At 66.0% G+C, this 14,023-nt stretch carries 10 protein-coding genes; 3 read left to right on the top strand and 7 right to left on the bottom strand.

What is annotated here, in order from left to right; all coding sequences use genetic code 11:
* Window positions 1–30: 30 nt before the first annotated feature.
* Window positions 31–882 (top strand): alpha/beta fold hydrolase, encoded by an 852-nt coding sequence (locus tag ACFXHE_RS06995; protein ID WP_379380685.1) that lies wholly within the window; start codon window positions 31–33, stop codon window positions 880–882.
* Between the two features lie 43 nt (window positions 883–925).
* Here ACFXHE_RS06995 and ACFXHE_RS06990 read toward each other — a convergent pair whose 3' ends face one another.
* Entirely contained in the window at window positions 926–1,672 is a 747-nt protein-coding gene (locus ACFXHE_RS06990; protein WP_379380683.1) for a hypothetical protein, read from the bottom strand.
* A gap of 227 nt (window positions 1,673–1,899) precedes the next feature.
* Here ACFXHE_RS06990 and ACFXHE_RS06985 point away from each other — a divergent pair, with 227 nt between their 5' ends.
* Together ACFXHE_RS06985 and ACFXHE_RS06980 are read left to right on the top strand one after the other, a co-directional pair.
* Complete coding sequence (locus ACFXHE_RS06985) at window positions 1,900–2,610, top strand: metal-dependent hydrolase (protein ID WP_379380681.1); 711 nt, start codon at window positions 1,900–1,902, stop codon at window positions 2,608–2,610.
* Between the two features lie 85 nt (window positions 2,611–2,695).
* Complete coding sequence (locus ACFXHE_RS06980; RefSeq protein ID WP_364610181.1) at window positions 2,696–3,190, top strand: phosphoribosyltransferase; 495 nt, start codon at window positions 2,696–2,698, stop codon at window positions 3,188–3,190.
* Window positions 3,191–3,271: 81 nt separating this feature from the next.
* Here ACFXHE_RS06980 and ACFXHE_RS06975 read toward each other — a convergent pair whose 3' ends face one another.
* From ACFXHE_RS06975 to ACFXHE_RS06950, 6 genes are all read right to left on the bottom strand, one after another.
* The gene (locus ACFXHE_RS06975) at window positions 3,272–3,763 is read right to left on the bottom strand and encodes a peptidylprolyl isomerase (protein WP_379380679.1); all 492 of its coding nucleotides are present in this window, start codon (window positions 3,761–3,763) and stop codon (window positions 3,272–3,274) included.
* A 210-nt stretch (window positions 3,764–3,973) separates the two neighbouring features.
* Window positions 3,974–4,360 (bottom strand): VOC family protein, encoded by a 387-nt coding sequence (locus ACFXHE_RS06970; RefSeq protein WP_379380677.1) that lies wholly within the window; start codon window positions 4,358–4,360, stop codon window positions 3,974–3,976.
* A gap of 186 nt (window positions 4,361–4,546) precedes the next feature.
* Window positions 4,547–5,761: a cytochrome P450 gene (locus tag ACFXHE_RS06965; RefSeq protein WP_379380675.1), complete on the bottom strand. Its 1,215-nt coding sequence runs from the start codon at window positions 5,759–5,761 to the stop codon at window positions 4,547–4,549.
* A gap of 67 nt (window positions 5,762–5,828) precedes the next feature.
* Window positions 5,829–7,538: an acyl-CoA dehydrogenase family protein gene (locus ACFXHE_RS06960; RefSeq protein ID WP_379380673.1), complete on the bottom strand. Its 1,710-nt coding sequence runs from the start codon at window positions 7,536–7,538 to the stop codon at window positions 5,829–5,831.
* Window positions 7,535–8,953 carry an FAD-dependent oxidoreductase gene (locus ACFXHE_RS06955; RefSeq protein ID WP_379380671.1) on the bottom strand — a complete coding sequence of 473 codons (1,419 nt, stop codon included), beginning with the start codon at window positions 8,951–8,953 and terminating at the stop codon, window positions 7,535–7,537. The genes ACFXHE_RS06960 and ACFXHE_RS06955 overlap by 4 nt, the downstream gene beginning before the upstream one ends.
* A gap of 23 nt (window positions 8,954–8,976) precedes the next feature.
* Window positions 8,977–14,010 (bottom strand): beta-ketoacyl synthase N-terminal-like domain-containing protein, encoded by a 5,034-nt coding sequence (locus tag ACFXHE_RS06950; RefSeq protein WP_379380669.1) that lies wholly within the window; start codon window positions 14,008–14,010, stop codon window positions 8,977–8,979.
* Window positions 14,011–14,023 lie beyond the last annotated feature (13 nt).

Below are 14,023 nucleotides of genomic sequence, written 5' to 3'. Positions count from 1 at the left end.
CAAACTGCAACCTGTTCTACTGTGGGTGGCGTGGATGTCACCTATGAGAACACCCGACGCGAAATCGCCACCGACAAAGGCGTCCTGCGCTACCACGAGGCCGGCGACGGTCCTCCTCTGATTCTGCTGCACGGCTCCGGAATCGGCGTCAACGGCTGGCGCAACTTCCGCGGCAACCTCGGCTTCTTCGCCGACCATTTCCACTGCTACGTCCTGGAATTCCCGGGCTTCGGCGTCAGTGACCCGGTCCCCGGGCACCCGGTCCTCACCGCCGTCGACTCCGTCGTCCGGTTCATGGATGCGTTGAACATCGACTCCGCCGCCATGATCGGCAACTCCATGGGCGGCGTCGTCGCGGTGAATGTCGCCATGCACCATCCGCAGCGGGTAGAGAAGATCGTCGCCATCGGCGGTGTCGGCCACAGCCTGCTCGCCGCCAACCCCAGCGAAGGCACCCGGCTGCTGTCGGAATTCGCCGACCAACCCAGCCGCGAGGGCCTGGAGCGCTGGCTGCGCTGCATGATATACGACCCCAAGATGATCACCGACAGCCTCATCGAGGAACGCTGGACCGCGGCCACCGAACCCGCCGCGCAGGCCAGTCTCAAGGCCATGTACGGGTCCGAAGCGCTTGCGCTGCAACAACAGTTCCTGGAGAACTCCCCCACCCCGCCCTACTGGTCCATGCTGCACAAGATCAAGAGCCCGGTGCTCATGACCTGGGGCGCCGACGACCGCCAATGCCCCACCGATATGGCGCTCATCCCGCTGCGGCAGATCCCCAATGCCGAACTCCATGTGTTCCCCAAGTGCGGGCACTGGGTCATGTACGAGGCCAAGGAGGCCTTCGAACGCGTCACCCTCGAATTCCTGCACCGCTGAACAGGATTCCCGGGTGGGCTCACCGGCCCACCCGGGCAGCGGGTCAGCGGTCGCCGAACACCGCCAACTGGCAGGCGTTCAGCAGCGTCACCAGCTCCTCGCACTCCTTGTCGTCGAGCACCGCGAACGCGGGCGCGATCAGATCCTCGGTGATCGACTCCGCCTGCATCCAGCGGCCCTTCAGCTCCGCGGTGATCTCGTCGAACGGCTCCGGCCAGCCGAAATTGCGGGCCTGATCCGGACCCGGCTTCAACGGGGAGCCCGCGATCAGCACCGCCTGCAACGGGGTCAGCCCACTACCCAGCACGCCGATCAGGTGCAGGCCGCCACGCAATTCCCGCAGTACGTGGATCAGCTGCAGCACCAGGCCCGGCGCGTCCTCGGCCTGCGGCAGGGCCCGCCAGCCCGCGAACAGCGGCGCGCCCACCGGATTCGCGGCCGCCACCACCCGCTGTAGCAGCTCGGCCAGGCGTCCGGAGTCCTCGAAGGAGGCCAGCTTCCGGCGGCCGAAGTCCTGGCACGCCGTCAGATATCCCTGGGCTGCTGCTGCGGCCGGCATCGAGGCCGTGGCCTCCCACGCCTCCCGGATCGCCTCGGGACGGAAGAAACCGAAGGCCGCGGTCACCACATCGGCATCCACATCACCCAGGACGCCGGCGCGGCCGCGGGTGTAGCCGGGCATGAAGCCGGGGACACCGGTGCTGTCTGTGAAGGCTCGGGCTTCCCGGGAGAACATGAATCCCCCACCGATCGTCTGGATCTGATCCTTCACCGCGGACGCTACCGACATGTCCGTTCCTCTCTGAGCGGAAAGCGCAATCGATCCGAGACTATTTCAGGCCGCCGACCGGCCGCACACGGGCCACCCGAATGTGACCGGGAGAGCACTCCCAACACCAAACCGACTGTCCTGAAACATATTTGCCTCGTACGACCGGAATCCGCTGCCCAGCAAGGCCCCTCACCGCACCACGGAGCCGGAAAGACCTGTCGGTTACATCCGCTAACCTTCAAGCGGTGCTAGGACATTCACATGCGACCAGCGGCGCGCTCGCCTGGTCGGCGGCGGCCGCGGCGCTACCGTTCACCGTCTTGACCTATCCCGCAGTGCAATCCGGGGCCATCGGCTCCGTCGATCTGGTGATGGGCACCTTCCTCACCGCGGGCGCCGCGCTGCTGCCCGACGCCGATCACCCCTCCGGCACCATTTCCCATGTGCTGGGGCCGATCTCGCACTACGCGTGCAAGTTCGTCTCGTGGATCTCCGGCGGGCACCGCCACGGCACCCACTCCTTCGCCTTCGTCGCCGCCGTCACCTACGGCACCTGGGCCGGCGAACACCTGCTCGGCCGCTACTTCACACTCTCGCTGGTGTTCTTCCTGCTCGCCCTCGCCATCAAGGCGCTCGGTCTCGCACCCACCGGCGACGGACTCAAATCCTGGGGCACCGTCATCATCCTCGCCGTCTGCGGCACCTTCGCCATCGACCACTGGATCAGCGACAAACCCGCGTGGCTGCCCTTCTCCGTCGGACTCGGCGCCCTCGCGCACCTCGTCGGCGACTGCCTCACCGACCGCGGCTGCCGGCTGCTGTGGCCACTCAAGATCCGCACCCGTATCCCGATCATCGACCACACCGGCAACAAGATGGAGACCATGGTGCTGGTTCCCCTCTTCGCCCTCGGCACCCTCGCCCTGCTCTGGTACACCCTCACCCACCATCCGTGAGCCGAACGGCGCCGGACCGGGCAACGACCGGCAACCCGGCTCGTATGATCCGAAGACCACCGCAGCGGGCAGAACGGAGTCGGGCATGAGCGATCGCGAGGAACTGAGCTGGGAACTGTTCGGGGACGCCAGCCGCGAACTATCCCAGGCCATCGCCGACGACGGCTTCGAACCCGACCTCATCCTGTCGATCGCCCGCGGCGGGCTCTTCGTCGCCGGCGCCCTCGGCTACGCCCTCGACGTCAAGAACCTCCACGTCATGAACGTGGAGTTCTACACCGGCGTCGACCAGCGCCTCGACATGCCGGTCATGCTGCCGCCCGTCCCCAGCGCCGTCGACCTCACCGGCGCGACCGTCCTGGTCGCCGACGACGTCGCCGACACCGGCAAAACCCTGAAACTCGTGCGCGACTTCTGCTCCCACCACGTCGCCGAGGTGCGCTGCGCGGTCATCTACCAGAAGCCGCATTCCGAGGTCGACTGCGAATACGTATGGAAACGCACCGACAAGTGGATCAACTTCCCCTGGTCCGTACTCCCACCCGTCGTCAAACGCGAGGCCCGCGTCCTCGACGCCTGATCCGAAACCCACGACGCGCCAAAGACAACGGCCCGGAACCATTCGGTTCCGGGCCGTTTGTTCAGTTGCCGCAGGGACTGATCAGACCAGTTCGGCGGACAGGATGGTGATCGGCTCGACCGGCACATCCTGGTGGCCGGCCTTGTTGCCGGTGCGCACACCCTCGATGGCGTCCACGACGGCCGCGCCGTCGACGACCTTGCCGAACACGGCGTAGCCGAAGCCGTCCTGGCCCGGGTAGTTCAGGAAGGCGTTGTTGCTGGTGTTGATGAAGAACTGCGCGCTGGCCGAGTGCGGGGCCGAGGTGCGCGCCATGGCGACGGTGTACTTGTCGTTCTTGAGGCCGTTGGCGGCCTCGTTCTCGACAGTCTGCTTGGCAGCCTTCTGCTGCATGTCGGCGGTCAGGCCGCCACCCTGGATCATGAAGTTCGGGATCACCCGGTGGAAGACGGTGTCCGCGTAGTGGCCCGCCTTGACGTAGTCGACGAAGTTGGCGACGGTCTTGGGTGCCTTGGCCTCGTCCAGTTCCAGGGTGATGTCCCCGGCGGAGGTCTTCAGGAGCACTTTGGTCATGCGGACCATCGTATGGGAGCCCCCAACCCAGCGACCGAGCGGCATCGAATAGCCGCTCCCCTCTTCGAGGTTGGGTGGTGATGGGTGTGGTCAGGCAGGGGTGGGCGGTGGTGAGTGCCGGAGTTTGTTCGAAACAGGAGAACATGCGTAGATGCGCATATTTCCATTTCTTGATGTTCAATTGAGAAGCCTCCAACGGAGGCCCTGACCTCAGGCCTCGTACAGCTCCAGCGGCAGACCATCTGGATCAGCGAAGAACACGAACCGCTTCCCCGTGTACTCATCAACCCGCACCTCTTCCACGGCCACTCCCCTACCCCGCAACTCAGTGACAGCCTCCCCCACATCCGCCACCGAGAACGCCAGATGCCGCAACCCAGCAGCCTCGGGCCTCGATGGTCGCGCCGGTGGTTCCGGAAACGAGAACAATTCCACCTGTCCACCATCGGGCAACGCGAGATCCAGCTTGTACGAACATCTTTCGGCCCGATAGTTCTCCGCTACCACTCGTAATCCCAGCACCTCGGTATAGAACGCCTTCGACCGCTCATAGTCCGAGGCAATGATCGCGACATGATGAACCCGCAGCAGCTCCACTCCCCCGACGCTAGCCGACAGCTCCGCGGCGGCGTGCCCCACCTCGACAGGATCCTGGCCGCCTACCAGGAGCCAATCGTCCTTGTTCGCCGATAAGCGACGTCCGGATTCACCGGCGGAGCCACGGCGCCGGTTCGCGAGGGGACGAACCGGCGTCGACGGCAGGGGAAGCGTGCGAAGGCAGTGCTAGTCGAGTAGCAGGGGCAGTTCCAGGATGACGGAGTGCTTGTTGCTGGGGGCTCGCGAAACGGGGCCGACGACGGTCAGGTCCGATACTCGGTCGAGTAGTTCCTCCAGGAAGACCCTCAGCTCGAGCCGCGCCGCTTCGACCCCCAGGCAGTAGTGGGTACCGCGCCCAAATGTCAAGTGGGGGTTCGGGTTTCGTCGGATGTTGAATACTTCGGGGTCCTGGAAGATCGATTCGTCATGGTTGGCCGAGGGCCACCACATGGTCACTTTCTCACCACGACGTATCCACGTGTCTCCTAGTCGGATGTCACGGGTGGCCGTGCGGCGGTTGTACGGGTTGGGCGGCGACCATCGCAGTACTTCTTCGATCGCCGTCGGCAGCAGTGCGCGATCGGCACGCAAGGCCTGCCATTGGCCAGGATGCCTCGCCAGCGCCAGGATGCCTTCGGCCAGAACGTTGCGAGGTTGTTCGCCACCGCTGAGGATCAGCAACGCAAGGTTGGACTGGCGCTCCGGTGCCGACAGGTCCGTCTCTGCGAGGAGGGAAGCAAGGTCTGCGGTCGGCCGGTTCACCTTCGTCGCCAGCAGTTCGGCGGCGTAGGCGGTGAGTTCGGCAACCGTGCGGCGGCTGGTGTCGTCGGGTTTGCCGGTGCGGCGATTGGTGAATCCAACGGTGTCATGCCCCCAAGCGACGAGTTGATCCCAGTCGGTCCGTGGCGCGCCCAGTAGAAGTCCCACGCTGCGCAGTGCGTACTTCTCGGCCAGATCGGTGGCTGCTTCGACCGTGCCGCGCGCGAGGCTATCGTCGATGAGTTCGGCAGCGATCGCGCGTAATTCGGGTTCCAGCCGCGCGGCGGCGTCGGCGGTGACCGCTGGGCTCAGGACCTTCTTCACGGTGTCGTGGCGGGGGTCGTCCATCATGGGCAGCAGGACGCCGGCGTATTCGGCCGGAAGATCGTCCAGATGGGTGCCGCCGCCGGTGCGGCCCCCACCTCCCTGCGCGGAGAAAGCCGGCTCCGTTGCGGCCCGGGTGACCTCGGCGTAGCCGCTCAACACCCAGAATCCTTCTCCGTCCGCCGAGCGGCCCGCCGGGTGGTATAGCACCGGAGCGTGCTTGCGCAGCCTGGCGAACAGGTCGTGCGGTACGCCGAGTGCGAATCGGTCCTGATCGGTGAGGTCGAACCCCTCGAGTACTTCTGGAAGCGTATTCACGTGTGCATCAACGGATGAAGACGTACTACTGGCAGTGTGCCGAGCGCTGTTCATCGATCTGCTCGCCTCACACTCGAAGCAGGAAGTCGAGATCGGAGCCGGTCAGCCAGGTATCGCTGAGGGCGGCGTAATCTGGAGTCGCGATTCCCGATTCGGCGTCGAGTCGCGCCATCAGATCAGCGACGCGATGCATGGCGTCGCTGACGTACACCTCGGCGAGCAGTTGGGTTTCCGAGTGGCCCACGGAGCGGGCGAGAACCGCTGTCGCGGTGAACAGTTCAGCGGCGATCCGGCTGACCAGGATCACCAGGTGTTCGTGTGCGAACAGTTCCTTCGGATCCGGATGCGCCGTCACGATTTCGACACATCGTTCCGACAGCTCGGTGAACCAATCGGCGGTGGCGGCCAACAATCGCTGATTCGCCGACGACAATCCCGCGTCGTCCCGCCTCGGCGCGGGGTCGGTGAAGGGTGTGCCGGAGTAGAAGCGAGCCAGCAGGATTTGACCGGCCTGGTTGTCGATCTGGAAGTCGACGTTGGCGGTGGTGCGCAGAATCCGGGCGTCGCGCAGGTACTGCTCGGCGGGGATCGGTTGCGCGCCACGGCGTTCCTTGCTGGCCGCGGTTTCCACGCCCTCTCCGCCGAGCAGGGTGACGGTACGATCGGCTATGCGCCAAGCGAGCCGTGCGGCAAGCGTTTTGGCCGCGATCTGCTCGAACAAGATGTCGGCGGAGGCTGACCGCAACGTCCATTGGGCGATTGTCTCGGTGGCGAAGAGCTCCGCGAGATTGAGCGACACGATGCGCTGGATCTCCTCGTACTGTCCCAGTGGCCGATCGTCGATCCATCGACGGTTGACGAATTCGCGCGACCACTCCGCGCAGCGGCGGCCCAATGCCAGCGCCATCGATACGATGTTGAAGATTCGGGCCTCGACCGCAACGGGGGTGAGGGTGCGGAGACGTTCGGGTTGTTCGACCTCGGTCAGCACCTGCTCGGCGGGGACGCGCACGTTGTCGAATCGCATCTCGCCGTCGGGAAAGCCTTTGTAGCCGATGAATTCGATCTCGGAGTGGACGCGGAACCCGGGGCTGGAGGTGTCGAGGAACGGGAACACGACCGCGCGCTGACCATCGATCTCTGTGGTGGCCGAGACCGCGATCAGCTCGGCGATCGGGGCATTGCCGGTGAACAGCTTACGGCCGTTGAGGATATATGCCGTTCCGTCGTCGGTGAGTGTCGCGGTCAGACTGCTGAATCGGTTGTTCTGCCCGTCCGGGCCGCTGTCGCCGAACGCGCAGATGACTCCGGCACTGATCCGTTCGATGAGGTAGTCGCGCAGCGGACCCGGTTCGAGCACCCGCAGAATTGCGTTGGGGCCAACGGTATTGGTGATCGCGAGGGTATTCGCCGCGGCCATCGACCAGGTGGCCAGCTGCTGGATGACGCGCAGCAAGGTGTAGGCGTCCAGATCGAATCCGCCCATTTCCTCCGGCTGACGCAGTCGGCTGTAGCCGCGGACTCGAATCGCCTCCACGAGGGCTTCCGGGAATGTGCCCGTTGTCTCGAGCTCCTGGCCGCTGATGTGGGCTCGGAACACGGCGTCGATCTCGGCGACCACGGAATCACCGTCGTGCAGGTAGTCGCTCGAGGGTTCGGGGAACGGCCGCATGGCCTCCCACGGCAGCCGGCCCGCGCGCAGGGCGGAGAGGAAGGTCTCGTCGGTCGTGCGGACCGTTGTGTCGATATAGCCGAGCTTGATCTGTTCGACGCTCACTGTTGTGCTCCTACCTTTTCGAGGAATTCGACGACGCCGGGCAGGTCCGAGACCGTGCGGCCGCTCGCGGCGAGGAAGCCGTCCGGGCGCACGAGGTAGAACTGCTGTCTTCCCCCGGTCATGTGTTCGTGTCGGACCCGCACGGAACTGGTCCGCGCGAGGTATCGGGCCTGGGCCACCAATGCATCGTTCGGCCCGCCGGTGGTGACCAGGCGAAGACTCGTGAAGTCGCTGTCGGCCAGCGCCGCCGGTGGCACCCTGGCACCTGGATACGGCTCCGGGTAGCGCGCGTGCCAACCGGCCAGTCGTGGTGCATACCAATGGCGCAACGCTCCGGACTGCTCGAGCAGTCGCCACACCACGTTCCGTACGCGTGCCGCGATCGGACCGAGCACTGCGAGCTTGGTCAGAGCTCCTGTGAGCCGCAGGACTTCCGCGGCCACGTACCGCCGTTCCGGGTCGTACGAGTCGAGTACCGCCGGCGTCAGCTGCCCATCGATGACGCCGGTCAGTTTCCAGATCAGGTTGCCGACGTCCTGGAGTCCCAGGTTGAGGCCCTGCCCGCCGACCGGCGAGTGGGTGTGGGCAGCATCGCCGACCAGGAAGCAACGATTCCGGCGCAACACTGCCGCAATTCGCTCTTGGCTGGTGAACGAGGTGACCTGACCTTTGACCCGCATCTGCCAGCCGCCGGGGCCACGCTCGTCGAGGATGCGCTGCACCGTTTGTTCCGTCAGTGGGGTGTCGGGCGATATCGGAGCCGCGATGCGGACAATGCCACCCGGCAGTGGGGCGAAGACCAGGGCTCCGCTGTGCCCGAACACGTAATGCAGTTCGTCACGGTCGAAGTCACCCTGCATGTCGCCCTCGGCCAGTAGGAAAGTGGCCGGAATGGGCGTGCCCTCGAATTCGATGCCCAGTCGACGCCTGACGGTACTGCCGACGCCGTCCGCGCCGATCAACCAGTCGCCGCGCATGATTTGGGTGCCTTCGGCGGTTTCGGCCGTGATCTCGACGGTGCGGTCGTCCGTGCGGACGTCGGTAACCCGCACACCGCGTTCGACCTTTCCGCCGAGTCTTTCGAGCGCCTGCTCGAGCAGTGCCGCGGTCCGGTCCTGTTGCAGCATCAGGGGTTGGTTGCGTGGGCGCAGGCCGACTCGAATCCGCTTGCCGCCTGTGAGGTGATAGTTCAGTGCCTGCGATCGGAAGCCGAGTTCGTCGGCCTGCGCGAGAATGCCTATGGTGCGCAGGATTTCCAGCGTCGGCGGCCACAACAGAATCGCTCGCGCCCCTTCCGGTGGTTCCGCGGCCGCTTCCAGGACCCGGACGTCGATCCCCTGAGCCAACAGCAGGCATGCCGAGGCCAGCCCGCACGGCCCGGCTCCGACGATGAGTACCGTGGTGTTCTGTTTCATGGACGGCTCCTCCGCCGTGTTGTTCATGAGTGGACAAGTCCGACGCGTGCGATCCAGTCGCGCATCGCTGCTCCGGTGGTGGGCGCGTCATCTTCGATCAACGAGAAGTGGTCCCCCGCAACCACGATCACATCGTCGCCGGGCCGATGCGCGGTGCCTTCGATCGCGTGCTCGGGTCGAATGTTCAGTGTCGGTGCGGAATACCGCGCAGGTGGCAGGTCGGTGAGCAGCTTCAGGTAGCTGCCCATCGCGGTCAACCGCTGATCATCGGCCGTGATCACGCTGTCCCCGTCGGTCCCGATCCGCTCGGTCAGTGCAGGTGCGATGGCCGCGATGGTTTCTCTGTCCAGCGGATAGGAATCGATGAGCACAACCGCTTCGGGCAGTAGCCCGGCCGCCTCGAGCCGAGCAGCCAGCGCGCGAGCGATCGGTCCACCCGAGGAGTAGCCGAGCAGTGCGAAGGATTTCCGGGCGACACTGTTGCCCACCGTCTCGGCAAGCAGGCCGACGAGCGCATCGAATGACGACGGAAGTCGTTGTCCCGCAGAGAACCCTGGCAACGTCAGTGACATGACATCGAGGGTGTCGGCGACTGCCGCGGCCAGCCGGGCGTACTGTTGGGGCCCCGAGGTGACCAGCACCGTCGGCACGCAGATCAGCGTGACGGCGTCCTCGTGTCGAGCCAGGCCCACAAGTTCGGCGACCTCGGTGGCTGCGGCGTCGAAGGTGGGGCGGAATCTAGCGGCCGCGGCCAGCAGGTCGAGGTACTCCATCGCTTGCTCACCGTCGTGTGGGCGCAGCGACGCCAGCAGACCGCCTGCGGTCTCCGGGAGTTGCTGCCCGGCAAGTTCGGCGACCAGCAGTCCGGCGAGTGCATCGGGGGTACCCGCGTCGAGGAACGCGCGGGCGGGCAGGCTCAACCCGGTCGCCGTATTGATGCGATTGCGAGATTCGGTGATGCTCAAGGAATCCAGGCCCAGCTCCAGAAAGGCACGGGACGGAGGGACGGCCTCGGGTCCGGAGTGGCCGAGCACGGACGCTATCTCGGTACGGATCAGTTCGATCGCATGGGAACGCTGCTCCTGTGGTGGAAGCCCGGCCAGTTGAATCGGCTGTCGACCGGAGCGATGCGCGTGCGCGGCGGCTTCCGGGATCTCGGTGAAGAGCGCGACCGGGCGCGTCGCACCCATGTGCGACAGCAGCCGGGGCCAGTCGATATCGGCGATCACGGCCGCAGACTCGCCCGCTTCCAGCGCCTGTCGGAGCGCGTCGAAGGCCGGTTGTGGCGCGAGGGCCGGCAGCCCTCGCCCGGCGAGCCTGCGCTGCCGCAACGCCTCATCTGGTCCCGCCACTGCCCAGGCGCCCCACGCCACCGACACGGCGGGCAAGCCGAGTCCGGTTCGATGCTCTACCAATTCGTCCATGGCCGCATTCGCGGCGGCATAGCCGCCGAGCCCCGGAATGCCGCCGAGCGTCGCGGCGACCGAGGAGAACAACACGAATGTGGAGATGTCGCGCGAGAGGGTGAGCTCATGCAGAATCCACGCTGTGTCGACCTTGGTTCTGAGCACATTCGCCAGCTGATCCGGCGTGAATGTGTCGAGCGGGCCTTCGTCGAGCAGTTCGGCGGTATGGAACACAGCGGTGAAGTCGTGCTCCTCGAACAGCGTGGTGAGGGCGGCGCCGTCCAGCGCGGATGTCACGACGACCTGCTCCACGCCGAGTTCACCGAGGAGGCGGGCCAGCTCGCGTCCGATACCGTTGCCGCCCTCGGTGATGAGGACCGGCCCGGGCGGCAGCCACTGCGGCACCGGGGCATCGGGCAATGGTGCTCGGATCAGGCGACGGACGAAGACTCCCCCCGGACGGATCGCGAACTGATCGTCTTGACCGCCGGCCGCGAGCAATCCGGACAAACGGGCCAGCGTACGATCGTCGGGGTTGTCCGGCAGTTCGATCAATCCACGCCAGCGTGTCGGTTGTTCCAGAGCGGCGACCTGGCCGAGGCCCCAGACACGCGGATCTCGCGATATCGCCCAGAGCGGTGCGTCGCCGACATCGGTTAGCAGCTCCCGCAAGTCCTCGACGCTGTCGGGGACGGCGACGACCGCACGCAGGCCCGGCCGGGCGGTATCGTCGACGACTTCGGCGCCGCGGCGCACGAGGTCTTCGGCGATCAGTGTCGCGGTGTCCGAGCGGCCGGACACCGCCCACACGCCGGTGAGCGCGGCGGGTGTGGGCTCGCGGGTAGGCCGCCAGACGACCCGGTATCGCCATGAGTCGGGTGGGGCGAGCGCTGTCGTGGCGCGCGTGCCCGCGGCAGGCGCGAGCCAGAACCGTTTGCGTTCGAAGGGATACGTCGGTAGGTCGGTGATCCGGCCACCGGGCAGCAGGCTGGACCAGTCGATGTCGACTCCGCGTACATACACCTCGGCGAACGATCTCAGTAGTCGATCCAGTCCGCCCTCGCCACGTTGCAGGCTGCCACCGACTACCACCTCGGCGCCCGCGGATTCTGCGACATCCATCACCGCGACGGTGAGCACCGGATGCGGACTCATCTCGAGAAATGCTGAATTGCCGTGTGTGAGCAGGGTCTCCACTGTTCGGCTGAAGGTCACCGGCTGGCGCAGGTTATCGAACCAGTAGCCGGCGTCCAGGCCGGCCGTGTCGAGCAGGTCTCCGGTGACGGTCGAGTAGAACGGGATCGTCCCCGAGACCGGCTGTACAGCGGCGGCGGCATCGAGCAACTCCACCTTCAGGGTGTCGACCTGTGCAGAGTGTGAAGCGTAGTCGACTGGCAACCGCCGGAATCGGATGCCGGCGTCCTCGCAAGTGCGCCCCAACTCCTCGATCGCGCCGACATCACCGGAGACCACCGTCGCTTCTGGACTGTTCATCACCGCGACGGCCAGGCGATCGTCCCAGCGTTCGATGAGTGACCGGACCTCGTTGTCCGACAATCCGACAGAGGCCATCGCGCCGTGTCCGGCGAGCCGCGCGATGATCCGGCTGCGCAACGCGATCAAGCGGGCGCCGGCTTCGATGGTGAGCGCGCCCGCCACACAGGCCGCGGCGATCTCGCCCTGGCTGTGCCCGACCACCGCCGAGGGCTGCACTCCGCTCGCCTGCCACACCGCGCTGAGCGAGACCATGATCGCCCACAGCGCCGGCTGGATGACGTCGACGCGTTCGAGTCTTTCGGGTTCATCGAGCACGTCGAGCAACGACCAGTCCACATAGGGCGTCAAAGCACGTGCGCAGCGCTGCATCTCGGCTCGGAAGACATCGGACTCCGCGAGGAGCTGCACGGCCATACCGGGCCACTGCGATCCTTGGCCGGGGAACACGAAGACCGGTGCACCGACGTCAGTGGCCGTTCCTCGAACCAGCCCGGGCCATTCCGCGTCGAGTGTCAGGGCGTCCAATCCGCCGCGGAGTTCTGCGCGGTCGGCACCCAGGACCACCGCACGGTGCTCGAAGGCTGTACGAGTGGCGGCGAGGCTGAATCCGATGTCGGTGAGGGACCGGTCATCGGACTCGTGCACGACGTTGATCAGCGCTCGCGCCTGATTCGCCAGTGCCGCAGAGCTCTTCGCCGAAACCACCAGCGGTGTGGTCGCCGTGCTGCCCGGACCGGCGTCGGGCTCGGTCCTTTCGTCCGCGGCCTGCGATGGGGCTTCCTCGAGGATGACGTGCGCGTTCGTACCGCTCACTCCGAACGCCGACACACCGGCGCGGCGCGGCTGGGGGCCCTTCGGCCAATCGACGGGTTCGGTCAGCAGGCTCACCGCACCGGAATCCCAGTCGACGAACGGCGTCGGGGCATCAACATGCAGCGTCTTCGGCAGGACCGAATGACGCATTGCCTGAACCATTTTGATCACGCCGGTCACGCCCGCCGCGGCACCGGTGTGACCGAAGTTCGATTTGATCGACCCCAAGCGCAGCGGCCGATCGGCGGGACGATCCTGGCCGTAGGTCGCGAGGATCGCCTGCGCCTCGATGGGATCGCCGAGCGAGGTACCGGTGCCGTGTGCTTCGACCGCGTCCACCTGGCCGGCCGATACACCGGCGTCGGTCAGTGCGGCCTTGATCACCCGCTGCTGTGCCGGGCCGTTCGGGGCGGTCAGGCCATTGCTCGCTCCATCCTGATTCACCGCCGAGCCGCGGACCAGGCCCAATACCGTGTGCCCGTTGTCGATCGCGGCGCGGAGCCGTTCGACGACGAGTACGCCGACGGCTTCGGCCCAGCCGGTGCCATCGGCGGCTGCGGCGAAGGACTTGCAACGCCCATCGGGGGCCAATCCGCGTTGACGACTGAAGTCCACCCAGCCGACAGGTGTCGTCAATACCGTCACGCCGCCGACCAGCGCGAGAGAGCACTCGTCGGCGAGTAGTGCGCGCCGCGCCAGATGCAGCGCCACCAGCGATGAGGAGCACGCGGTGTCGACCGTCAGCGCCGGCCCTTCGAGGCCGAGTGAGTAGGCGATCCTGCCCGAGAGGACACTGGCGGCGACACCGGTCAGACGATGTGCCTCGACATCTTCCGGCGTCGTATTGAGGATGATTCCGTAGTCCTGGACACTGCTGCCGATGAACACACCGGTCCGGCTGCCATGCAAGGAAGCTGGGACGATCCCGGCGCGCTCCAGCGCCTCCCAGGACGATTCCAACAACAATCGCTGCTGCGGGTCCATCGCCAATGCCTCGCGCGGCGCGATACCGAAGAACTCGGCGTCGAAATCGCCTGCATCGTAAAGGAATCCAGCCTCCTTGACATAGGAGGTGCCTGGCTTGTCCGGGTCCGAGTCGAACAATGACGACAGATCCCAGCCGCGATCCTCGGGAAACCCGCTGATCGGGTCCCGCTGATCGACAAGCGACTGCCAGAGCGCTTCTGGTGTATCGACACCGCCGGGAAGACGGCACGCGATTCCGACGATCGCTATCGGTTCGGATCGTTCGGCCTCCAATTGCCGTACCCGGCTGCGGGTTTCGGTGAGCTCGATCGTGACGCGTTTGAGGTAGTCACGGAGTTTCTGCTCGTCTGACATTGTTACTCCCCGG

The organism is Nocardia sp. NPDC059229, from assembly GCF_042754165.1.
In the GTDB taxonomy this organism is placed as follows: domain Bacteria; phylum Actinomycetota; class Actinomycetes; order Mycobacteriales; family Mycobacteriaceae; genus Nocardia.
Note: the sequence above shows the minus strand (reverse complement) of the source record. Positions and strands in the feature narration are given on the sequence as shown.